This is a genomic window from Halomonas sp. BLK-85, from assembly GCF_044792155.1.
Classification (GTDB): Bacteria; Pseudomonadota; Gammaproteobacteria; order Pseudomonadales; family Halomonadaceae; genus Vreelandella.
On sequence record NZ_CP087731.1, the window covers coordinates 2015307 to 2038053 of the forward strand.

Here is a 22747-nt window from a genome sequence, read left to right on the forward strand (position 1 = left end):
TGTTTATCTTTGGTCAGCTCAAAAGTCATGTTCGTACAAGGACTGATAGCATGGCATACCGCTTATATTTAGGACCCTTCCCGTATTTTTGCCACTTAATGCTAAGGTAGATAAGAATATTTCCTTATTATCTAGCGGAAAAAATCATGGCATTTGATAACAAGACTCTATAAAAGCGCGACGCCTTCGAAACGCAGTTGCAACTGGCCTGACGCATCACGCATTTCGAGGTGATTGCCTATCACTTGATACGAGGTGATGGTCGCCAGCGTGTCGAGAAACGTTTGTGCCTGCCGCATACCCTTCACACAGGCTTTTCGCGTGGTCGCCAATTGAGAAAATGTCAGTGACGCGTCGTCACGTGTATAGGCGCCAGTCAGATTATTACAGCCATCAGCACCGCTTACACGTCCGTCCTGATTAAACACCAGATGAGGTTCGCGCTGATTATCCTCGCGCTGAACACCTTCTGAACCCAGTAAGGTCAATCGCCAATAGGTATTCTGGAACGCAACCCGCTGTGTCAACGGTGGGCATGTCTGGTCGGGCCATACTCCGATAAAACGCTCTGGAACCAGTGTACGTACCGGTTCATCTCCTTCAACCGGCATGCGCTCAACCAACCTGCCTTCCAGACTTACCTTCATGGTTTCTCCGGGTTCGTTCTGGGCAGCCAGATACGCCTCTTCAAGGGCGCGATTATCACCCTCGGATGCCACCGGCATTTCCAGGCCAGTCAGACATTCCTTAAACCGACCTGCACCCGCCATATAACGGTACTGCCCGCCTAGCAAGAGTTGCGGTTCCAGTGGCATGAAATCAGCTTGCCGTACAAGACTCTCCTCTGGTCCGGCGTCAATGTGTTGCCCCTTTCTGTCGAGCAGGAATATCCGCAGCTCATCTTGGCCTAGCCGCTCAAACCTGCGGGGCGCTTCTCGCCCACCATGCAGTGTCAGTTGCCTTCCATCCGATGAAAGTAAATAGCGGCCAATGTCAAAAGACGCCTCTGCGTCACTGCCCTGATAGGCTTCGCTCAGTATATATGCGCCTCCCGGCAGGAGATTCAAGTGGACGTCCATACGCAGACAATCCTCACAGGGGAGCGTATCAGTATAGGTGGCCGGAAAACTCCCAATGAAGGTGGCTGGCAAATCCTCTGTTGATGAGGGCGTCGAATCATTTACGACACGCCGCATTCTCAGCGTTGCTTCAGTGGGAAACCCGCGCGTGATGACCTGATGCACTTCATCAGTTCTGAATAACAGTTTATCGCCATCGTACAGACGTGCTGCTACCCGGTAGGTATGACGCGGATCAATCAGCTCAGGGTCGTACTCAATCGTAAATGGATATGGCGGCTGACCAGCATCACTGACGGTCACGCTGGCTATCCTTTCCGCCGGCGCATCAGCGCGGCTGACATCTTCCAGCACTACTTCCAGCCTGACATCGGGCGGAACCGCTATCCGCTCCAGGTAAATGGCCTGGCCAGTCACCTTGGCCTTCTCCTGCCCAACAGGCAATCCACTACACGCTGCCAACAGCATAAAAACCCAGGCACTCAAGAGTAGTTTCATACGATATCTCCCTTTCGGGGTTTCATGACGATGAGGGAAGCCACCCAGACCAACAAGACAATAGCGAGCACCGAAAGCAACGATGCCATTGGAGACGGGTTAAGCGATTGGGGTGGCTGAGGTAATCGTGGCGCCAGAAAAGGCGCCTGTGGCAGAACCGGATAAATCGCTTCTGATGAACCGATAGCAGAATTGATACGCTCAACGGCCTGATTGGTTAAGGGAAGCGCACCAGGTACAAAGCTTGCACCAGGACCTTGAGAGGCTAGTCGCGCATCGTCCGGCCCTGCCGGCCCTGCTAACAAAAGCTGGGTAGCGAGGGTATTCACCGGCTGAGTAAAACCGCTCATCAATCTCCCGCTTTGCGGGTCCGCCAAAAACCGCGTGTAGTCAGCAGGTGAAATACGGGCTGGCTGTAAATACGGGTAGACAATCCGGTTATTACGCTGAACCCAGTTTTCCACCTCCATTAGCGAAAGGCCACGCTGTAAAAGAATTTGGGCTGTGGAGTTTCCAATTGGTTGCATCAGCATCGCAATATCAGCACCGCTTTCAACCAGGGCATCCGCCAGTGTAGTGGGAGAATCTTTCTCTATCGGGCGGATTTCGGCATTGAGCGACAACCCATTTATCACCGATTCTGCGGCTCTGTAGCCACTTGATCCCACCGGGCCAGTCGCAATAGAGGTCACTTCAGACAGTTCAGACACGCCGGGATTCAGGGCAAAGGTATGCAAAAAACTCGTGCCTACCAGAGCGACTGCCTCAAAGCCCTCGCGCAAGGAGGGCTGCCCCGTTGCAGGATCCACGGAGCCGGGAGAGAAAAAGGCCGGCGCACTCACCAGGGCAAGGCGCACACTTCCATCAGCCACCGCACCCAGTGGATCAGGTGACCGGATCAGGTTGACATTACTGGTGGGAAACGACCGTCTTAGCTGGCGCAGTACTGCACCAGCCTCACCTTCCGCATTTGCGGATAAAGAAACAGCAAGGCTCAAGGCTTGGCGGTTCCTGTCTTCGAGTTCTCCATCAATTAACCCCAGACGGATCAACTCGCGTCGAACCACCTCTCTCGGATCCTCTCCGCGCAGCGCGACCTGCATGCTCAGCGCCTGAATCTGGGCCTCACCAATCGCACCTTCGAGTTTTTTAATAATACCTTCCAAGGCGGGATAGCGCTGCAAAACCGATTGACGGTAGACAATGGCCGCATCATGACGGGAAAAAAAGGCAAGATCATCGCTGAGTCGCTTAAGATCAAACAGTGCGATACGCGGATCTGACGAACGTACCTGAACAATATCCACCTTTCCATCCATCAACTGTTCAGTCAGTTGCCCACGGTCACTGGTAGGCACCTCGACCACCTGATCGACGTTCATGCCATTGCGCCTCAACAAGGGCCCCAGACCGTCCACAGGGCGCTCACGGAAGTCGCTGTCAACGCCCAGTGTCAAGCGGTCGGCATGTTGTGCAAGGTCCGAGTAGCGCTGGATACCTAATTCACGTGCACGCTCACGCAACATGACCAGTTCAGGCCGGCTCTCAAAGCCAAGCGGTTCGCTCCAATCCAGTCCGAGTGAAGAATAACGCTCTCTTAGCAACTGGAGCGTCTCCATCGAATCGGCGTCAGGTGGTTGAGCGAGTCCTAGCAAAGCCAGCCCGGAACCGGTGTATTCTGGGTAAAGGTCAACCTCACCACGCTTCAGGGCCTCCATGGTCACTCGGCTACCGCCCAGCCCGATACGCCGCTGAACCGGATACCCTCGGCCTGGGCCATTTCAGCGATCAACTCAGCCACAATCAGGTCTTCCGGTGACTGTTTACCCCCCACCTGAAGTGGTTCACGATTGGCGTTGCATGCGGTCAGAAAAACGAGCATGGCGGTCAGGGTCAAAAAGCTACGCAGGATCATCATCACGACGCTCCTTTATGTTCTGTCGCGCCGGTAGAGGCTTTTACGATGCCTCCGCCAGACCTGCTGGAGCGCTCTTCACGAATTGCCCGGATAAATCCTGCTACCTGCATCAGCAGCACGACTGAAAATGGAATGGCCCCAGTCACGGCCATGGCTTTGGCCACCTCCACCGAGCCACTGAACAAGGTCGCCACGGTTAATATGGCAACCAAGGTGCCCCACACCAACTTGTAGGTCAGCGGAGGATTCAGTTGACCATCACTGGTCATCATTGACAGTACGAAGCTGCCGGAATCTGCCGACGTCACCAGAAATATAAAAATCAGAAATAATGCAACGAAGCCAAGTAGCTGACCCAAAGGGAAGAAATCAAGAAACACAAAAAACGCTCGGCTGACATCTTGTGACACTAATTCAGCAATGCCACCGCCGCCGTACATTTCAATGAAGACGCCAGCACCTCCCAGCACAGCGAACCAGAAGAGTGAGAACAGGGTCGGCACAATAATGACGCCTGCACAAAATTCACGAATGGTACGACCGCGACTGATACGCGCAATAAAAATCCCGACGAAAGGCCCCCAGGCAAGCCACCAGATCATGTAGGTGAGCGTCCAGCTTGCGGTCCACTCCTGAAGACCTTCAAATGGCATCAGATGAAAGGCCATGGATGGCAACTGCGTTATATAGGTGCCAATCGAATCAATCAGCGTCTCGAATATGAAGGCGGTTGGCCCAAGCACGGCAATATAAATCACCATCAGGACGGCTACGGCCATATTGATATTGGAAAGCAGTTTGATACCACGATCGACCCCGACGGAGGTCGACGTCATGTAGGTGGCATACATGACAGACATGACTAAAAGCGACATGGTGAAGTTCAGCGGCGTTCCCATCAGTTCACCCAAGCCCGCCCTGATCTGTAGGGTTCCCATGGTCAGGGAGCCCGCTAGCCCGAATACGACCGCAAATACTCCAAGAACATTGGCAACCTGCCCTAAACGCTGGCCACCTTTTCCAGGAAAAAGCGATTCAATGGGCGCCGAAATCAAGGGTTTTTGCTTTTTCCGGAATGTGAAATACGCAATCACCATCGCGCACACTCCGTAGATTGACCAGGCATGCAACCCCCAATGCAGATTGGTCAGTTTAAACGCAGCGCGCGCGGCTTCAGCCGTCTCCCCCGGCATACCGGGTGGGTCACGGAAATGATACAGCGGCTCGGCAACCCCCCAAAAAATCAGCCCCGCCCCCATCCCGCCGGCAAATAGCATGGCGATCCAAGACACTGTCGAAAACTCGGGTTCTTCATCGTCGTCGCCAAGCTTGACACTCCCATAGGGGCCTAATGCCAGGAATCCGGCAAGGATCAAAAAGCCGGTACTGATCAAAAGCCAATACCAGCCAATACTGGTTAACATGAAAGTGGTAAAGCCCAATGACGTACTACTCATGCCATCAGGATCAATCAACCCCCATCCGCCAAAGGCAGCCACAAGGATCAAGGATGTGACAAAGACGCGATTGGGTATAAAAGACCTCGAGGCATTGGCGGGACGGGTCATTACATTACTCCTGATTCTGGCGGGATATTGGCATGTTGAATGCAACCTTTATTGTGTTGACCACTAGGGGTACTGTTCGAAAATCCTTGCGATCATGTCATCAATAGCAGCAGCAGCATCCCGACGCGTTTTTTCGGTGATGACATTCCGCGCAGTACCTTCCCAGACCATCATCTGCTCATTTGCATCAATCAAGTCGATGGTGAGGGTGCCCACGGTATATTGAGAGACCTCGGTACGGGTCGCATAGCTCGGCCAGGCCGAGTAGAATCCATAACGGTAATCCAGGTAGGACGGCCCAATAAACGGATCGACCACCTCGCGAACCCTGATCTGCTCATCGAGGTGGGTATGTGCATTAACAAGCATTTCGGCCTGCTCAGGGTCGTCTGAAAATATTAGCCCTTGGGATTCAAGTTCACGCCTGATTGAAAACATAACCTGCTGGGAAATCAGCGAGGCGTACCCAGCCCTGTCAGTGCCCAATGGCTCGACAAAAGCAAACGTCGTGTAATCGGCGAACTCAACTTCAGGTGCCCGCAATGTCTCGATTTGCGGAGTACTAGCACAAGCGGTTAGAAAAACGGCCACCAAAAGCGTCACTATCGATCTGCTCAGCTGCATGTTGCTTCCTCGGTAAAACATTATTGATATGATTAAAAAGCCTGGGCATCCAGGCCCAAGCCTTTTCAAGTAACACTTCCTTGACATGCCTGCTAAGAACATTACTTTTCACAGGCATGTCTGAGAGAAGCGCAAGAGCGTCAGTCCTGTTCATCCCGCTGCCATGGTGTCCACGGCATATCAGGATCATCCGGAAGACTGCGAGACACAGGCGGGCCGTATGAGGGATCCGTGCCGTCAGCGTACGGCTCTGTCAACATGATCATTTCGGTAAACCCTGTGGCTACGATCGGCCCATCCGGAGAACCTTCACGCAACTGAATGGCGCCTTCAATATACGGTCCGGCCAGCCCGTATCCTTCCTGGTCGGGATAAGTCGGTTCGTAGTAATAGGTTCCCTGAGGGGTCTCGATACGCCCCCACCATGGGTACTCTTTACCCGACTTGGGTGATGTCCACATCTTGGAAGGAATCAGCTTGAAGGCATCGCCGAAGGCGTAAGAGCGTTCATGGGTTTCACCGTCCATGAACAGGTAGCGATTGACGTGGTAGTTGGGGTCGCGGAAATCATCGTCCTTGTAATACTGCCTGAAGGTCAATACATCATCATTTTCAAAACGGAACCAGGCCCAGAAATAGCGATACTGAAAAGTATTCCGGAAATTACCCCACTGGTGTTCGAACCAGCCTTCCGCATCAAACTCAATCGTTCGTCCGCCCACTTCTACCGAACCTTCTACAGCCATGCTCGGAGCAGTGTAGTAGTAAGTCAGCCCATACATGGTTTCAGGATTCTGACGATCCTGAGGATCTATACCAATGCTTTCCAATCCCCAATAAGCCATCGGCACATAGCCCGGTTCCTGTAAAGTGGCAGTCATATTCAACTTAAACGGCTGATTCCATTTGTCGTCCTTGGTGTTATAACCGGAAAACTGCCAGGTCTCTGTAGGATGGTCGTATTGGGTTGTAAAACCGTTACTACCATCATCAATGGAGTACTTGAAACCGAAATCATCGGCATCCGGGTCCGTGCCTTCAGTCTGCAGCGGCCCCGTAAGATAAGGCATTGACGTGTGAAACTCACCGGTATCCAGATTATGGAACGCAAAAAGAACATTATGCAGTGGGCGTTGCTTTTCTTCCTGGCTCATCCAGCCTTGCGCAAGAGGAACCCAGAAAACTGATATCCGTTCACCCGTCTCAACATCTTCACCGATGGCGGTTATGTAATGCCATTCATTGTAATCGTTGGATTGATAGAAGCTCCCCCCATGCCAGGCATGATCGCGCGGAAACTGATAAAGGGCCTGACCACTCTGGGTTTCAATACCCGAGCCTTCAACCGGCGGCGGCATTTCGCCCGAAGCTGTCTGAAAAGTGCCCGCCATGGCCAACACTGTGGCCGCAAAAGTTTTTGTGTTCATTCATGACCTCTCAGGATGTGGCTGATTAACGGAGGTAAGCAATAGAAAGCAGTCAATCCAAGCTTTAAACCACTAAAAAAGTATAGAAAACATTACTCCATTAACAAGGAGAAAGAGTGCAGAATATTGCATCAATAAAGAAAGCTACTAAGAAGGCTAACAACTTCAATTATTTTATAAACCATTCGTATATATACAATAGTTTAATCGTTTATAATTCTTTTATTCTATATACCTTACCCACGGCGATTCATACCGTAAAAAATGGCAGCCAGAGCAATCTCTTTTATCACCATCATGAGGAAAGCAATCACAGTGAAGCTGATAGCTTAATGCAAAACGGCACCTATCAACTGATAAGTGCCGCTGGTTCGCTGGTCAAGCTTGTAGTACGTCTGGGGCCTGTTGACGTTTCATCTCTTGTAATGAAACGTCAACAGGCCCTGGAGTGGGGGTGATTCAGAATGGCTTTAGCTCGCCAGGCTCCCTGGGCAGATGCCGACTTCAACATCATGCTACCAGGGAGGAACACTATGACTTAACGGTCGCATTAATCCTTACGTGAACCGCTGAAGAGATACTTGGCCAGTGCGGCAATCGCGAAGCCAATTAATAGCAGCATGGCGGCAGGCATCAACCAGCCAAGCCACCCCATTGACCCCATGAAAGCAAAGCAATCGGCATTCATCATGGCAGTACTCCTGAAACAGGAAGTTGTTGAATCAGACTTATTACTGGCCTTGGTCATTGAGACCGCCGTGGCCTGACATATTGCCTCTCATCCGGGCGCGTTGTTCGTCGGTCAGCAAGTCTTGGACCTGATTACGCATGCGCACGTTATCAGCCATCATCTCGCCATGCAGACTGGCCATCTGACCGTGCAGCGCCTTCACTTCCTCAGGGTCCGGGCGTTCAGCCTGCATGATCTGCATCATGTCATCGCGCATATTCATCATCTCACCCATTCGCTCCAGCTGAGTAGCACGATGCTCCTGACGCATTTCACGCATACTGCTCATCTGAGCCTCATCAAGCATATTGGTCATGCCCGCCATCGACCCCATGCCATCTATCATCATGCCGGGGCTCATACCATTCATCATTCCGCCCATCATCATGCCTGAGCCCATACTACCCTGGCCGTTCATCAGGCTACCCTGGCGTTGATTTCCCATCCCGTGCATCATCATGCCGGAACTCATTCCGCCCTGGCCGTTCATCATACCCCCCTGGCCCTGGGCTCCCTGGTTCATACCTTGAGCCAGCGCCGTTGCGGTTACAGCAGTGAGGCTTGTCACCAATGCCACAGCCATCATCTTATGATGCTTAACCATATGATTTACTCCCAACATGTCACAGATAAAACAGCTCGTCTTAACACCATTTTTTACCAGTATGAAAAGAAGCAAGCATCAATCTTGCACTATCAGCGTACAACCTATGGGCCGCACCAAGGTCAAGCGGAAACAGTATTTGACCTAGCGGCATTGCCTCTCAGCATGATTCCGGATCATTTTAAAGCTGTCTAAAAACTTGACTTTCGGCCTGCCCAAGGCTCTAAGCTGTTAGTCACATTCCAGACTGACATCAGGAGGCCTGATCATGGCATCCACCTCGCCGTCTAATGCGCGTGTTTATCGAATGAAAACAGCAGAGCACATGTGTCCGTTTGGTTTGAAAACCGTCGACTTGCTCAGGCGCAAAGGTTACCAAATCGACGACAACCCGCTGACCTCGCGCGAGGAAATCGACGCGTTTAAAGAACAGGCAGGCGTTGAAACAACACCTCAGGTATATCTGGGCGATGAACGCATCGGTGGCTATGAAGAGCTGCGTGAGCACCTGGGGATGAGCGTTCCCGATGCTGATGCCACCAGCTACAAGCCGGTGTTGGCGATTTTTGCTACTGCGCTGTTGATGGGTTTTGCCATCAGCTGGGCGGCTCAGGGCAACCTGTTCAGCGCCAGAATGCCGGAGTATTTCATTGCGACTGCCATGGTGCTGTTGGGCCTGCAAAAACTGCAGGACGTGGAGAGCTTCAGCTCCATGTTTCTTAACTACGACTTACTGGCACAGCGTTATGTCCCTTATGCATATCTCTATCCTTACGCCGAAACCCTGGCGGGCCTGCTTATGCTCGCTGGCGCCTTGATCTGGCTTGCTGCGCCACTGGCGCTGTTTGTAGGCACGGTAGGCGCCGTATCGGTGTTCAAGGCAGTGTATATCGACAAGCGTGAACTGAAATGCGCCTGCGTCGGTGGAAACAGCAAGGTGCCCCTGGGGTTTGTGTCACTTACCGAAAACCTCGTCATGATGGGCATGGGCCTCTGGATGCCATTGCGTATACTGCTTGGATGATGGCTGATATCTTAAGTCACCAGGGTGCAAACGCTGCGCCAAAAACACCGCCCCGAGAACGCGTGACAAACCGTAAGGAATTCAACATGAGCAAGCGTATCAGAACCTTTCCGACCAGAACGGCCTTGGCGCCATTGTTACTGACGTTGGCAGTACCGGTACTGGCTCATCAGGAAACCACCGAGACCTCACCGGAGAATGGCACCACTGTAAACGGGTCCCCTGAACAGATTGGTGTTGCCTTTGATGGCGTGATGCGGATTACCCAGTTCGAGGTGACCGGCCCTGACGGTGTTGTGAACCTGGAGCGTCAACCGGGGAGCGAAGAAGTTGAACGCTTTTTTACCCAACCGCAGCAAGCGCTTCCCGCAGGAGACTATGAGGTCAACTGGCGTGGCCTATCCACTGATGGGCATATGATGTCGGAGAGTTTCAACTTTTCGGTTGAGGATTGATCAGTGGCCTGGTGGTCAGCCATTAAGGAACTCGACGCCTGGAGCGCCATGATGATTGGCGTGGCGGCCGGGGTCTATCTTAGTGCTCTTATTGCAATGGGAGCAGTGTTGTTTCGCCTGGCGTTTCCAACCCTTCCTGATGACGAGCGAAGGCGTGTCGCCCGTATGGGCATTATCACCGCCTGGATAGGGATTGCTCTGGTGATACTGCAATGGCCATTACAAGCCGGTTACCTGGGTGGCGCCAATATCACTGCTGCTACAGATCCTATGTTGCTTGGTATGGTGTTCGATAGCGCCCAGGGCAGACGTTTGATTCTTTTAGTGATCGGGCTGTTGCTGATTCAGGCACTTCAGTTTAATAAACCAACACTATCCAAGCTCACTATCAGCCTGAGCATGGCGGGCATCCTGCTGGTATTGCTGGCTTTCACACAGGTTGGACATAGCGTCAATTCCCCGCGCCTGCTGCTCGCTGGCTTATTGATGGTACACGTGCTGGCAGCGGCTTTCTGGGTAGCGTCACTCTGGCCGCTTTACTGCCTGGCAGGCAGCCGACATGACCCGGCCAACACTGCCCGAATACTCACCCGCTTCGGACAGATTGCCATGCTGGTCGTGGGCTTGTTGGTCATCGCGGGTATCACGCTGGCAGCATGGCTAACCGGAGGGCCTTTAGCACTATTGACCACTGATTATGGCCAGCTATTGGCCGGTAAAGTAATGATTGTCGCACTACTGCTGCTGTTAGCGGCAGCCAATAAATGGCGTTGGGCACCCGCCTTTGAACGTGGCGAGGTTAATGCTTCCCGGCAGTTGCAACGCAGTATAGCCTTAGAGATTCTGCTGGTGATGTTTATCCTTGTGATCACCGCGACACTGACAACGACCACATCCCCTTAGACAGTCCCTTCCAGGGGTGTGTCAACACTATTGTCGGCTGATTTATTTTCAGAGCGAGATCGCCAAGCCAGGTAAATTGTCAGGCTGCTTTAATGTGCAGGCCATAGCTGCATTGCGGCCAGAGTAGATACCAACGCCATAACGCCTAGAACGGCAAAAGCCACCGTCATACCCTGCGAAGCACCTAACCAGCCAGCCAGTGGATAACCGATCAGCCAACAGGCATGAGACAGTGAAAATTGAGCCGCAAAAAGGGTCGGTCGTTCGTCAGCCTGGCAGGACTGCTTCAATAGCCGCCCGCTAGGCGTCATGACCATCGAGGACCCTGCTCCCAATACAAGCCATAACAACAGCAAGCCATGAAAACCGGGAGACAACAGCCCGCCGAATAATGAAGCACTCATCAGCATCCCTCCGGCCAGCATCACAGCCCTCTGGTTCAAGCGTTTAAGCAAGCGAGGCAGTGATAGTGCTATCAACATCGAACCACTGCCTGCCGCCGCAAATGCAATCGCTACGCTGGTCTCCCCCTCGCCCAGAACATGGCGCACATAGACCACAGTATTGACAATCTGCATGGCGCCTGCAGAAGCGACGGCCATATTCAGCGCCAATAAACCTCTTAATCTGGGAGTACGTAAATAGAGAACGACACCCTGGCTCAACCGCGCCCACACGCCTCCTACTACCTTGGGCGGCACCTGCGATGACGGCAGCGAGACGCTCACCACCAGCAGCGCCGACAGCATAAAAGCAGCGGCGTTAAGCACGAATAACGCATTAAACGACATGACCGCCAATAACATGGCAGCAGATAGTGGGCTCAACAGATTTTCCAGATCATAGGCCAGGCGGGACATGGAAAGCGCTTTTGTATAACGACGCTCATCTTCAAAAATGTCGGGGATAGTTGCCTGAAATACAGGGGTAAATCCCGCTGAAAACGTATTAAGAAGAAAAATAAGCACGTAAACCTGCCATACCGCTGTCACAAACGGCAAGCTGACCACCACCAAGGCGCGCATCAGATCGAGCGCTACCAACAGAGCGCGTCGCGGTAGCCGGGTGGCATAGGCGCCTACCACAGGGGCTATGACCACATACGCGATCATCTTGATGGCCAGTGCGGTACCCAACACCTCACCCGCACGGTTTCCCGCCAACTCGCTGGCCAGCAAGGCAAGTCCTACGGTGGTCAAGCCCGTGCCGATCAGCGCCATTACCTGTGCCAAGTAAAGATGGCGATAGCGCTTATCCTGAAAGAGTTCCATGACACACCTTACGCGAACAAACACGCCTATTGGTGACATATTTGCCCAACGATGAGCAAAAATCTGTTCACATCAGGTAAATTTTTTCCACTTGCAACCTAGGGCCTCACTCAAGCCACTGGCAGCGAGGCATCTCTTCCCCACTCTGACCAGGAACCGTCATACAGCGACAGATAGTCATACCCGGCCAGCTCAGCGGCCAGTAAAATAATACAGGCGGTGATACCGGACCCACATGAAAACACCATCTGTTGCTCATTAGCGGATTGCAAGGTTGGGGCGTACTGAGAAAATATTGCCTTGAGTTCGCTGACGGGCTTGAAACGGTCACCCTCCAGCACGTTAGCAAAGGGGAGATTGTGGGAGTTAGGGATGTGTCCAGCACGCACCCCTGGGCGGGGTTCTGGGACCTGCGCCAGAAAACGCTCACGAGACCGGGCATCGATGACTGTTACCTGATCATTCTCCAGATGGTTGAAAACGTATGACCAGCCCCGAACCCGGCTATGATCAAAATTGGCCACAAAACTGCCGGACATTGCCGCATTGGCAACCGGTGCAGACACCACCTCTCGTCCTTCGGCCAGCCACTGAGGCAGGCCGCCATCCAGCACAAAAACGTGTTTGACACCCATCGCCCGAAATATCCACCAGGCTCGGGGGGCTGAATAAATGCCCTGATTGTCATAGACCACCACCAGGCTTTCAGAGGTAATGCCCAGCCTGCGCGCTTCCTCAGTAACCTGATTCTCAGTTGGAAAGGCGTGCGGTTGAGAGGATTCGGTATCGCAAAGCCGCCCTTCAAGATCAACCTGGTAGCTACCCGGTATGCATACCGGTTGATCATAAACTATCGGCTCTTTACCAATAACCGTCGCCATGCTTGCATCGATCAGCACCAGATTGTCATTATCCAGATTTTCCTGCAGCCATTGGCACGTCACAAGGGGTGAGGACATAATGTTCTCCGCTCTGAAGTGAACACACTGACGGTTTTAGAGTCTTGAATTGCCGTGATAATCAAATAGAAAAAACCTGATTGTTTGCCAAAACGACAGGTTCAGAGGCTATTTCAATTCGCGGCAGGCCAAGGCAACCAATGCTAGATAGTCACTGCGTTTACCAAGATATTGATCAGCCAGGGCATCTGCCATCATCGCAGGCGGTATCCGATCGAGTTGCGGAGACAATAGTATGGTTAGCGTCTGCATTGCATCATCATGATCAGCGTTTACCTGCTCCACCAGGGCCAGCGGAAGCTCAAGTTCAATCCACCCACCTGCAGCCTGCCAGGTAACAAGCGGACCGTATTTGGTTGCCATTGCATCAATACTCTGCTCAATCTGCTGCAGCTCAGCCTTTTCAATGTCTTCCAGTCCAGCATCTATCATACCCATCAGCTTGCTGCACATTTTTTCGCGCTGATGTACCGGATACTCTGCAAGCAGTTCAACAGCGGCACTGGCAAGATTGGAAAGATTTAACTGCTCTGCTCTGGCACCTTCACCATTGTCGTCAATTTTGATGATATGACGGCTCATATGTCTGTGTTCTCCCATTCTGTCAGCAAGGAGGTGGTCAACAACTTCTCGCTTGTTAAGCGTATCATGGATTTTATAACGCACTGACGTCAGTCTTGAGCTACCTGAAGATTGAAGCTGATTTGTCAAAGCAATCACAACGCTATCGGCTTCAATAGAAAAGCTGATAAATGGTCAAGTCAAGCAAGGGCGCAATATATTAATAGGTAGGGCAAGTAACAAGCACAAAAAAACCGCTGGAATCAGCGGCTTAATCTATATTCTGGCGGAGGGGGAGTCCGCTTGTATAGCATCCAACAACCTCCATATAAAACTATCAAAATGCTGATTTTATTGGCTTAACCTCTTTTTTCCGTCCAGACACGTGCAATCCAGTCACGTTGAAGCCAGCCCAAGAGTGTGGGTCAAAGTGTGGGTCAGGTTGTGGTAGGCTGCTTGGCATTACACATCAGGGCAGTGAGACAGCACATGGGCAAGCTCACCAGCAAGGCGGTTCAGAAGCTCGCGAAGGAAGGCAAGAAAGGCATGACCGGCGATGGCCAGGGGCTATACCTGCAGATTACCGCAGGAGGGTCGGTCAGCTGGATCTATCGCTTCAAACTGAACAGCAAACAGCGCTACATGGGGCTCGGAAGCTATCCGGACGTCAGCCTGGCTCTGGCACGAGAGCGCGCTGGCGATCACCGCAAGCTGGTCAAGAACGGCCTCGACCCCATGGGGGTCCAGGGCGAGCAGGAACAAGCTACCGAGGCGACGCCCACCTTCAACAACTGTGCCGCGCGCTATATCAAATCCCACCGCCGCAGCTGGCGAAACAGCAAGCATGCACGGCAATGGGTCAGTACCCTGAAGGCCTATGCCCGCCCAATAATCGGCACCAAGCCGGTCGATGAGGTCACCACCCAGGATGTCCTGAAGATCCTGTCACCGATCTGGACCAGCAAAACCGAAACAGCCAAACGGGTACAGGGGAGGATCGAGAACGTCCTCGACTACGCGGCGGCTCATAACTACCGGGATCCTGTGAACCCGGCTCGCTGGCGAGGCCACCTCGACAAGCTTTTGGCCAAGCCATCCCGCGTCAAAAAGGTGACCCACCACCCGGCCATGCCATATGAAGTGGTTCCAGCCTTCATGGCTGAACTCCGGGGCTACTCGAGCATCTCCGCCAAGGCGTTGCAGTTTCTGATACTAACAGCGACGCGAACCTCAGAAGTGCTTCGTTCGGAGTGGCCCGAGATTGACCTCGAGAATGAGACTTGGACGATCCCAGCCGACCGAATGAAGGCACGTCGTGAGCATCGGGTGCCGCTGTCTCGGCAGGCGATGGAGCTGCTGACCCAGCTGCCACGGGTGAATGGCAATCCGTATGTCTTCCCCGGAGCTCGCCAGGGTCGTCCCCTCTCAAATATGGCCATGCTGCAGCTGATGCGCGGAATGGGCTATGGGCCGGATGGCGAGCATGGCGACTACGTGCCCCACGGCTTTCGATCGAGCTTTCGTGACTGGACAGGCGAGGTCACCAGCTACCCTCGTGATGTGGCCGAAATGGCGCTGGCCCACACCATCGAGAACAAGGTTGAAGCCGCTTACCGCCGAGGCGATCTGTTCGAGAAGCGGCGAGCGATGATGCAGGAGTGGGCAGACTGTCTTACCCCGCCTAATTCATGAGGCCGAATTAAAAACGAAGATGGCGAGTGATTTTCTCATGTAGAATCAGGGCGTTCCTGACAGAACATGATTCAAGAGGACCACTCGCCATGGGTGAAAGCCTATCCACCTGGACGCCTTCATGCAACGGCTCTGTCCGCGTCGAGCTGAGCGGCCATCGAACCACCAGCGACAGCGGCGCGCTGCTGCTGCGTGAAGCCCTCGACTGCAGCGGCGTGAACGAGGCGCTCGAAGCCAATCTGGTCGATCCGCGCCACCCTCTGCGTATTCGGCATTCGCTGGCCAGTCTGTTGCGGACCCTGGTGCTGCAGCGCGCGATGGGATGGATCGATCTCAGCGATACCAACACCCTGCGCCGTGACCCGCTCTGGCAGTTGGCCTGCAGCGATGCGCGCGGTAGACGATTACCCGCAGATCGAGGCTCTACTGGAGGAGATCACGGGCAGCTTCTAAAAGGAGTACGAAAACCTTGTAAGGAGCGGTGAACGCCAGCGCGAAGAAACTATCAAGCGGCTTCTTCAAGGGCGCCAGAGATTTCCGATCCAGCTCCCCGACTACAACAATTACCGCTGCGCTCAGCTGAAGGCCGATATAGACGAGCTGACAACACTTATTTCCAAGCGCGATCAGCAGTAGCCGTGCTCTTCCCCCCCCCCCAGCACACCCCGCAATAGCTGCATAGGGTGTGAAGAAACCAAAGGGTCATTGCAAAGCAATAGCAAACTTAATTAACAATCAGTCAAGAGCTCAAAACTTCTTGCTGAAGATCGCCACAGGTGGCTGAAGTCCCTACTACGATCAGTAGCGATTTCGCCCTACTCATTCCCACATAAAGAAGCTCATTGCTACGAGTCAAATTAATGGTATCCAAGCCCCACAGAAAAACTATAGGAGACTCCAGCCCTTTGAATCGTTGAATAGTTTCAACCAGAACAGTGTTACTGGCACGAACACCTTCCTCTAACCAAGTTGCCGGCTTTGGTAAAGGAAGCTTCCTTAAAATAGCGAAATACTCAGCTTTGCGCTGCGAATCTGCAATGAGAACAGTAATATCTCCAGCAGAAATTCCTTGACGAGCAACGAGATCAACTATCTTGGAATTTATTTTTGCCGCTTGAGCCTCGCGCCCTGGAAGCTCCTCAAATTGCAAATCGTCTCCTTCGATATCAGGAGGGCTAACAGGAACCCCCTTATAGTGTTTATAGGCAGCCAAATGAATTGGGGCGGTGTTCCTGCAGTTAATTGTCAGAGTAAAAGGTTCCTCACGTATCGGAAACGTACCCGCACGGGAATAAATATTCTGGTTATCATCGTAAAATACGTAAAGCGGTGAATTATCGAAATCTGACAACAACAGTTCGAGAGGGACCCAAAATTCTTCGCGGAAATCTTGACCTTCGTCGCACACGATTGCGTCATAGCGATCAGGAAGCACCTCAAGGGAGTACGCAAAAGCATTAGGCAACTGTACATCATAAAGCCCCTTTCCTGGATACGTCACTTTAGCTTCAGATACAAGATCCCGACCCGAAAAATTATTAGCTTTCTCAACCTGGCGATAGCAAAGTTGGTGAAAACTCATTACATCAAGATTTTTCATGCCGGCGCAAATTCTCGACAAATGATCTGCCAACTGTCTATTATAACAGGTCAATAGAGTCTTGAAGCCTTCCGATGCAAGACGACGAGCCTTCTCAAGGGCTAACACCGTCTTGCCAGTACCGGCGCCGCCACTCACTGCGACCCTACGATGTGAGCGAAGGGAATCAAGGACACGCATTTGGTCTTTTGTGAGCAATAGTCTGCGAGCTTCTTGATCAGCAAGCCGAGATGCGACCAGAGGAGCGACGATAAAAGATCTAGCAAAAACGTCTCTAAAAACACTAATGCCACGCCGACCTATCTTCTTAAAAGTACCAGCATCATTACCCCAGTAGATAAAGGCCCCATCAATCCACGGCTTAGGATCTTGAAGAGACCTGGAAACTCCAATCAGTTCAGCTGGCATATCTGGTCGACTTAACGCTCTTGAATCACCAATATCAGGGAATAAAACAGCATGACCTCGAAGTACATTTCCCAGCCCAAGATCACGCCACCTTGGAGTTTCGTTAAGCTTAGATCTGATCGAGTATTTAGCTTTTAAAGCCTGACTTACTGGATTATTGATGGAGTGCTTCTTGTGATAACGGTCTACAGAAAACCATTCCCCTCTGTCCGCATCAAATCCGACGCCACCACCTTTTACTTCAATACAGAGATATCCATGGTCGGGATGACATACTACGAAATCCGTTTCGCCATCCTTTGCTTGCTCCTCTTCTCGGCGCATGATCCACCCGACTTGAAAAAACACGACATACTCTTTTGGAAGATTATCCCGCAATGACCGGTAGACCTTAGCTTCAGCTGACGATGGAAGACTATTGAGCTGTGTCTCAGAAAGTTCAGGAATAATTTTTGTCATTCGGACTCATCCACAACACGCATGCGATGCAAGTTCAAAGTTACATTAGGAGTGGGGCGCTCCTTACCATCAAATAGGATCGTCAATAGCTTGGTACTCCCGCGAGTTACAACATCCTGAATCTCTCCACGCCCCATATCCTGGTGTTGTACACTGGCACCAGGAATAAACATTGCGGAAGGTTCCGCTCGCTCCTCCGTCACTGCATCCCGCCAGTTACCGTCAAACATAAACGCTGCAACTTGATTTGCCGGACTTTGAATGGGATGCACTCGAATATTTTCAGCATCGGAAACGAATTCAACGACATAGAGCCAGTAACGCCCCCCGTAGTCTTGAGCATTGATAAACTGGAGGCGTGATAGACCGACACCAGTTTGGTTCCACTCTCCATTGATGCCCTTCACTTCGATGAACCGGTCTTCGCCGGTCACCGGGTTACAGCTGATGATATCATAACCAGGGTGCGTTTGAGCCATCTGCTCCGGCACACGACCGCGCTCCTTTTCATAGTTACATACCGCTTCACGTGCGACGACCTCGACAGCAAGGTTGTGCGCCGATGGTTCCTCCTGATCGCCTCCCTCTGAGGAACATTCTTGTATCTGACGAACGTATGAAAGCAGTCTACGGTCCCACTGTTCCTTGTGCTGAGAGCGTGATTTTCTCTCGCGACTCTCGCCTTGCTCTGACCGACTACTGCCGCCCTCGCCAATTATAGAACCATTTCGTTTAGTAGTATCTTTTTCGGAACTCTTAGAGCCTTCATCAGAGCTGCTGCGCACTGTTCGCTCTGCTATACCCTGATGTCCGGAATGTTCGGTCAGTTTCCGACCTATCCCATCAAGTTGAGTTTCGCTTTCTTGCGAACGCTGATCTGAAACAGGCGTTATAGAAGTTTCCTCTGGCGAGGAAAGACCTATGTCGCTGCTCATTTCATCAAGGTCAGGTGAGGTTAAATCCTCAACGCTGCTGGCTTCTAAATCTAGATATGGAAATCCGGCATCGCTCAACTCCCTATGGGCCTCCTCTACCGTCATCCTCATCAAAGGTCGAGCGCTGAGAGTCAGTTTCGAGATTTCGATCCCTGATTCCCCTGGCATTAGTTGGTGGAATAGTGCGTTGAGAATATGAGCCCAACTACGGTCTCCAACGGGGCGCGCAAGGAACAAGCACCCATTCTCAAGGTCGTAAAATGCTTTGGCCGAGGCAGGAGGAGCATCTACTTTATCTTCCCCAAGATGGACGGAGGCTTGGATACGGACCAGGTCATGGCTAACAGCTTTCAAGCCAGAGAGTGCCTCTCGGATTTTTTTACGAATTCTTGTCGGCTTATCGTGGAGTAAGCGTGAGAGAATGTCTGCTCGGTCCATCAGCTCAACGGCAAGTGCCGATTCGTCAGCTTCCAAACCATCAACGAACTCGAGTACAACCTGTGCTCTTTCGCTGAGCCGTCTAACACCAACCACTTCGATAAATGGCCAGAGCTCAGGAACTGGTTTGCACAATGCTTGGTCAAGCTCTCCGTCGAAAAAACCCGCGTGCCATTCACTATCTTGCAGTAAGACTTCGTCCGGATAAACTAGACGATCCTGCAAGTTCAAGATGGTTGGTGCCTGCTGCAATCGAACGAGGTCGGATGGAGTTAATTCTTCGTGGGCATGAGCAGCAGACACACTGTCCAGACAGGAGTCATAGACAGCGCGGTCTTGACCTGTCAGCAGCTTAGACTGTTCGAAGTATTCCCCGACGATATCGAGAAGAATATCTACAAAATCCTTTGCGATTGGAGCATTCTTTACACCGATAGCTTCAAAGAGTGGCTTGAACGACTTGTAATTGCTTGGAATAGTGTAAGTGAAACGCCCTAGCTGTTGCGGCTCCCAGTACAAACGGTTGGGACGCACGAAAGTCTTTATGCTTTCAACATAAATGCACTGCATATCAGCGAGGCTAGAAACAAATGGATCTGATCGTTGGGCACGCTCATTAAGCACCTGATATGTAGAAACGTGAGGCTGCACCTGCTTCATAATGCAGTGTTTAAGATGATCAATGACTAAACGAGTGTCAGGATTTATGGAAATAGAGAGCTCTTCCAACAGCTCTGTTTTCAGACGCCCCGTGTTTCTGTAATCAAGAATATTGGCTTGTGAACGGAATGCGTCAGCTCGGTGAGGGGCGTATAGGGAGTCGGCCGTATACCATTCTTCCTCGTCCCCATCAGCTGGGAAACATGCGGAATGTCGAAGATTATCAAGCGCCTCTTTAAATTCCTTATTATTTTTCCATTCCTCGTAGTTTTCACACAAGACGTAAAAAGCCTCACTGCTTGCACGCTTACTATCGTCGGTAGGAAGGTATTTTTGAGATATGAACCGCATTCTTTCAACCAGATGTCTGGGAATCGGCGATTTTCGAATCCCAAGACTATCGATGAAAGTATTTACCGATCGAGAGCTGGGGATGCGATTGGTGTCAAGCCAAAGGTAGAGCGCATTCCCAAGCACTTTCACGAGATCGTCCTTCCGCCGATAGGTATTGACCGGACGAGACCAGCCTCCATCTTGAGTAGGAACAATTGGAAGTGATCCCAAAAGCCGAAGGATGTCATCGTCGTTCATCAAGCTTGGATGATTGGCGAGTTCGTTGATGAGTCGGCTGTATTTAGATGAATCCAACGGACCATTATCATCAAAAAAAGTCGGCAGCACAGTTTTCACAAACGCCTCGATCGTTTGCGTCTGCACCCCTATTTTTGTTGATAGCAGATCCTTGGCTGATTCGGTTAAGACCGAAACGTCCAGCAAGTCCGCTTGACCGGTAGGGTCTTTGAAGTCTCCGGGTAGAAGCGCTTGATTGGCTTTGACAAGTCCGCGGCTTGATTGCCAAATGGGCAGATCGCCGAGCTTCTGATAAACCGTCTTTTCGACGGTGCCTTTCTCGTCTAGGTCAGCAAGCAGTGAGTAGAGATCACGCAGACCCCTCGGGTCGACGCCGATGACCTCTTCGACCGGTTCGCTGGCGCACATCACTTCGATGTGTGAGACCACCTCACTGAGGTTCAGAACATTGATAAGTTGAGGTATCTTCGAGTACTCTGTTACAAGGTGGGAAGCAATGGCGAGCCTAGGCAGCAATACTGCAACACGCTCTGCATCCAGCGGAGTGGGAGCAATGAAAGACTGGTTTATAGTTACCGCGAATAGATCCTCTGTGACGATAAAAGGCAACGCCAGCAACCGTTGCAATGATGGATTCTTGCTCGGGCTGACCTTTACGGTATCTGGAAGTAGGTCGTTGATAATACTCCAAAGAGGGCGATAGAAATACTCCATCCTCTCATGATCGACCTTCGTCTCGCCCGCCACCTGCTGCACCATCGCTGATTCCAATAACACAACCAGCCGTTCAAGTGTCAAGATCGGGGCACCCAATTGGTTCATCGCCGTTTGGAATGGACGCAGTACTTCATTGACGAGTCTGCCACCTACCTCCAGAAGTGCATTTGCCTCATAATCATTCAGGGGGCTGCGGGGGAGGAAAACACCTTTGGGGCTCTGGAAGGTGCCGTCATATGCTACCGCAATGTGTGCTTGTGGTGCAGTGGCCTTTAAGTGTACCCAAAAGCGCTTGAAACAAGCCGGCTGCCCGGAATGCTTGGAGAACAGGGTGTACGCTCGGCTGAGAATCTGCCACAACTGGACGTGACCGAGCATTTTCAGCAGACCCTCCGGATCTCTTGCTAGCTCGGTCGCTGCGGCGTCTATAAGCATCTCATTCCACGCCTGCTCATGCTGGTGCCCGGCAAAAATCACTGCTTTACGATCAGACTCTGGAAAGAAATCAGCGTTAATGTGCAGCGGAAGGCCTGTCTTCTGCTCGGTAGGCAAGAATGCATAGAGCAGTCCCTCCTCAATCTGCTCGGGATCAATACGTATACCAATACTTATGTTAGTACTTCGATTTAGCCTCTCTAACTGCGGGTGCTTTGCGTAAAGTTGTTGCGCCTTATCATCTACATTAGCCCGAAGGATGTGCCAGTGTTCAACAGCGCCACTTGGCCTGTAACCGACAATTAGATCTGAACCTTCGCTTCTATCAAGATCGCAAGCGAGCAAGAGTTCACCATTTCGGCGAACTTCAGCTTTTCGAACATGTCGCAGAAATAGAAGACTTTTTCTCAAAACAGCTTGAAAATCGCTAACAAGCTGATCCATGTGAGAAGGCGTGACATGAGAAATCCCAAGTGCAAGGCGCGCCTCAGTGTTAGGATCGTCTGCCCAAGGCAAAAAAAATGATGTTCCGTTTGGCTCATTGAAATCTTCAACTAACCATTCTCCTCGTTCTGGATAGAGGGCTAGCTTAATACCTGATGAGCGTATCTCGGGATGGTCTGTTATCTGGTATGTGGATACAAAACCAATACCAAAACGACCGATATTCTCGCCACGTGACAGCTTCCCACCGCTACCGACATCTGTTATACGATGATAATCGCACTTGTAATTACCATCTACAAGAAACTTGCACTCATTGTTCAAGTCACCACAGTAAGTGAATTCCCCACTGTTACATACCAGCAGGCCGCTGTCCGTGATATCAAATACGATTTCTTTTGCTTTCGCATCATCCGCATTTTGAATGAGCTCCAGCGCCATCACATCGTAGCCATGCAGCCCAGCCAAATGGCTTTTAATATTTCCGAGAAGATTGGCAGTGTATGAACCGCTTACCTTTTTTTTGACTTCCTTTTCCATTGGCGCCCACCGACTTAATTATGTTCAGGGTGACCTACCAGACCTTCTTCGCCAGCTCAGAGAGTACGCAGCCAGGTCATTCCCTCGACCAACCCATGGTATAAACTTTCTAATCGCTCCAAGCTTAATGCAACTGAGCAACTATCACAAGGAACAATATTTTCGCGATCATTCTCGATTTTTTATAAAATTCTCTATTTTGGCCAC

General features: G+C 51.6%; 18 protein-coding genes and 1 pseudogene. 6 read left to right on the forward strand and 13 right to left on the reverse strand.

Annotation, left to right across the window (positions count from 1 at the left end; all coding sequences use genetic code 11):
- Positions 1–167: 167 nt before the first annotated feature.
- From LL947_RS09105 to LL947_RS09130, 6 genes are all read right to left on the reverse strand, one after another.
- Complete coding sequence (locus LL947_RS09105; protein ID WP_499832989.1) at positions 168–1577, reverse strand: YbaY family lipoprotein; 1410 nt, start codon at positions 1575–1577, stop codon at positions 168–170.
- Complete coding sequence (locus LL947_RS09110) at positions 1574–3295, reverse strand: glycine betaine ABC transporter substrate-binding protein (protein ID WP_499832990.1); 1722 nt, start codon at positions 3293–3295, stop codon at positions 1574–1576. The genes LL947_RS09105 and LL947_RS09110 overlap by 4 nt, the downstream gene beginning before the upstream one ends.
- Positions 3296–3297: 2 nt before the next feature.
- Positions 3298–3495 carry a hypothetical protein gene (locus LL947_RS09115; RefSeq protein ID WP_499832991.1) on the reverse strand — a complete coding sequence of 66 codons (198 nt, stop codon included), beginning with the start codon at positions 3493–3495 and terminating at the stop codon, positions 3298–3300.
- Positions 3495–5063, reverse strand: a complete 1569-nt coding sequence (locus LL947_RS09120) for a BCCT family transporter (RefSeq protein WP_404413508.1) — start codon at positions 5061–5063, stop codon at positions 3495–3497. The genes LL947_RS09115 and LL947_RS09120 overlap by 1 nt, the downstream gene beginning before the upstream one ends.
- Before the next feature lie 63 nt (positions 5064–5126).
- Positions 5127–5687: a DUF4136 domain-containing protein gene (locus LL947_RS09125; protein ID WP_404413509.1), complete on the reverse strand. Its 561-nt coding sequence runs from the start codon at positions 5685–5687 to the stop codon at positions 5127–5129.
- A 140-nt stretch (positions 5688–5827) separates the two neighbouring features.
- On the reverse strand, positions 5828–7114 hold the full coding sequence (locus LL947_RS09130; protein ID WP_499832992.1) for a lipocalin-like domain-containing protein: 1287 nt from the start codon (positions 7112–7114) through the stop codon (positions 5828–5830).
- Positions 7115–7230: 116 nt separating this feature from the next.
- On the opposite strand from LL947_RS09130, the gene LL947_RS09135 reads away from it, so the two are divergent.
- A complete protein-coding gene (locus LL947_RS09135) occupies positions 7231–7572 on the forward strand; it encodes a hypothetical protein (protein WP_499832993.1) in 342 nt (113 codons plus the stop codon).
- A 92-nt stretch (positions 7573–7664) separates the two neighbouring features.
- Here LL947_RS09135 and LL947_RS09140 read toward each other — a convergent pair whose 3' ends face one another.
- A complete protein-coding gene (locus LL947_RS09140; RefSeq protein ID WP_404413512.1) occupies positions 7665–7805 on the reverse strand; it encodes a hypothetical protein in 141 nt (46 codons plus the stop codon).
- A gap of 40 nt (positions 7806–7845) precedes the next feature.
- Positions 7846–8448, reverse strand: coding sequence for a Spy/CpxP family protein refolding chaperone (locus tag LL947_RS09145; protein ID WP_499832994.1), 603 nt, complete (start codon positions 8446–8448; stop codon positions 7846–7848).
- Between the two features lie 268 nt (positions 8449–8716).
- On the opposite strand from LL947_RS09145, the gene LL947_RS09150 reads away from it, so the two are divergent.
- The 3 genes from LL947_RS09150 (at position 8717) to LL947_RS09160 (ending at position 10830) form a co-directional block, all read left to right on the forward strand.
- On the forward strand, positions 8717–9472 hold the full coding sequence (locus tag LL947_RS09150) for a MauE/DoxX family redox-associated membrane protein (protein WP_404413514.1): 756 nt from the start codon (positions 8717–8719) through the stop codon (positions 9470–9472).
- Positions 9473–9558: 86 nt separating this feature from the next.
- A complete protein-coding gene (locus LL947_RS09155) occupies positions 9559–9927 on the forward strand; it encodes a copper resistance CopC family protein (RefSeq protein ID WP_404413515.1) in 369 nt (122 codons plus the stop codon).
- Positions 9928–9930: 3 nt separating this feature from the next.
- Positions 9931–10830 (forward strand): CopD family protein, encoded by a 900-nt coding sequence (locus tag LL947_RS09160; protein ID WP_499832995.1) that lies wholly within the window; start codon positions 9931–9933, stop codon positions 10828–10830.
- A gap of 89 nt (positions 10831–10919) precedes the next feature.
- On the opposite strand, the gene LL947_RS09165 is transcribed toward LL947_RS09160, so the two are convergent.
- The 3 genes from LL947_RS09165 to LL947_RS09175 form a co-directional block, all read right to left on the reverse strand.
- Positions 10920–12101, reverse strand: coding sequence for an MFS transporter (locus LL947_RS09165; protein ID WP_499832996.1), 1182 nt, complete (start codon positions 12099–12101; stop codon positions 10920–10922).
- Between the two features lie 110 nt (positions 12102–12211).
- Positions 12212–13060, reverse strand: a complete 849-nt coding sequence (locus LL947_RS09170) for a sulfurtransferase (protein ID WP_499832997.1) — start codon at positions 13058–13060, stop codon at positions 12212–12214.
- A gap of 108 nt (positions 13061–13168) precedes the next feature.
- Positions 13169–13642 (reverse strand): hypothetical protein, encoded by a 474-nt coding sequence (locus LL947_RS09175; protein ID WP_290823946.1) that lies wholly within the window; start codon positions 13640–13642, stop codon positions 13169–13171.
- Positions 13643–14110: 468 nt separating this feature from the next.
- Here LL947_RS09175 and LL947_RS09180 point away from each other — a divergent pair, with 468 nt between their 5' ends.
- Both LL947_RS09180 and LL947_RS09185 read left to right on the forward strand, forming a co-directional pair.
- Positions 14111–15313: a tyrosine-type recombinase/integrase gene (locus LL947_RS09180; protein ID WP_499832998.1), complete on the forward strand. Its 1203-nt coding sequence runs from the start codon at positions 14111–14113 to the stop codon at positions 15311–15313.
- Positions 15314–15402: 89 nt separating this feature from the next.
- Positions 15403–15711: pseudogene (locus tag LL947_RS09185) on the forward strand (transposase); the annotation flags it as partial.
- A 341-nt stretch (positions 15712–16052) separates the two neighbouring features.
- Here the strand turns inward: LL947_RS09185 and LL947_RS09190 are convergent.
- Together LL947_RS09190 and LL947_RS09195 are read right to left on the reverse strand one after the other, a co-directional pair.
- A complete protein-coding gene (locus LL947_RS09190; RefSeq protein ID WP_499833000.1) occupies positions 16053–17780 on the reverse strand; it encodes a DEAD/DEAH box helicase in 1728 nt (575 codons plus the stop codon).
- Complete coding sequence (locus LL947_RS09195) at positions 17777–22540, reverse strand: protein NO VEIN domain-containing protein (RefSeq protein WP_499833001.1); 4764 nt, start codon at positions 22538–22540, stop codon at positions 17777–17779. Before LL947_RS09195 ends, LL947_RS09190 begins: the two co-directional genes overlap by 4 nt.
- Positions 22541–22747: the final 207 nt, after the last annotated feature.

Excerpts from the sequence above, each read along its gene's own strand:
- LL947_RS09105 (WP_499832989.1), bottom strand. The coding sequence starts at position 1,577 with ATGAAACTACTCTTGAGTGCCTGGGTTTTTATGCTGTTGGCAGCGTGT.
- LL947_RS09110 (WP_499832990.1), bottom strand. The coding sequence starts at position 3,295 with ATGGAGGCCCTGAAGCGTGGTGAGGTTGACCTTTACCCAGAATACACC.
- LL947_RS09115 (WP_499832991.1), bottom strand. The coding sequence starts at position 3,495 with ATGATGATCCTGCGTAGCTTTTTGACCCTGACCGCCATGCTCGTTTTT.
- LL947_RS09120 (WP_404413508.1), bottom strand. The coding sequence starts at position 5,063 with ATGACCCGTCCCGCCAATGCCTCGAGGTCTTTTATACCCAATCGCGTC.
- LL947_RS09125 (WP_404413509.1), bottom strand. The coding sequence starts at position 5,687 with ATGCAGCTGAGCAGATCGATAGTGACGCTTTTGGTGGCCGTTTTTCTA.
- LL947_RS09130 (WP_499832992.1), bottom strand. The coding sequence starts at position 7,114 with ATGAACACAAAAACTTTTGCGGCCACAGTGTTGGCCATGGCGGGCACT.
- LL947_RS09140 (WP_404413512.1), bottom strand. The coding sequence starts at position 7,805 with ATGATGAATGCCGATTGCTTTGCTTTCATGGGGTCAATGGGGTGGCTT.
- LL947_RS09145 (WP_499832994.1), bottom strand. The coding sequence starts at position 8,448 with ATGGTTAAGCATCATAAGATGATGGCTGTGGCATTGGTGACAAGCCTC.
- LL947_RS09150 (WP_404413514.1), top strand. The coding sequence starts at position 8,717 with ATGGCATCCACCTCGCCGTCTAATGCGCGTGTTTATCGAATGAAAACA.
- LL947_RS09155 (WP_404413515.1), top strand. The coding sequence starts at position 9,559 with ATGAGCAAGCGTATCAGAACCTTTCCGACCAGAACGGCCTTGGCGCCA.
- LL947_RS09165 (WP_499832996.1), bottom strand. The coding sequence starts at position 12,101 with ATGGAACTCTTTCAGGATAAGCGCTATCGCCATCTTTACTTGGCACAG.
- LL947_RS09170 (WP_499832997.1), bottom strand. The coding sequence starts at position 13,060 with ATGTCCTCACCCCTTGTGACGTGCCAATGGCTGCAGGAAAATCTGGAT.
- LL947_RS09175 (WP_290823946.1), bottom strand. The coding sequence starts at position 13,642 with ATGAGCCGTCATATCATCAAAATTGACGACAATGGTGAAGGTGCCAGA.
- LL947_RS09180 (WP_499832998.1), top strand. The coding sequence starts at position 14,111 with ATGGGCAAGCTCACCAGCAAGGCGGTTCAGAAGCTCGCGAAGGAAGGC.
- LL947_RS09190 (WP_499833000.1), bottom strand. The coding sequence starts at position 17,780 with ATGACAAAAATTATTCCTGAACTTTCTGAGACACAGCTCAATAGTCTT.
- LL947_RS09195 (WP_499833001.1), bottom strand. The coding sequence starts at position 22,540 with ATGGAAAAGGAAGTCAAAAAAAAGGTAAGCGGTTCATACACTGCCAAT.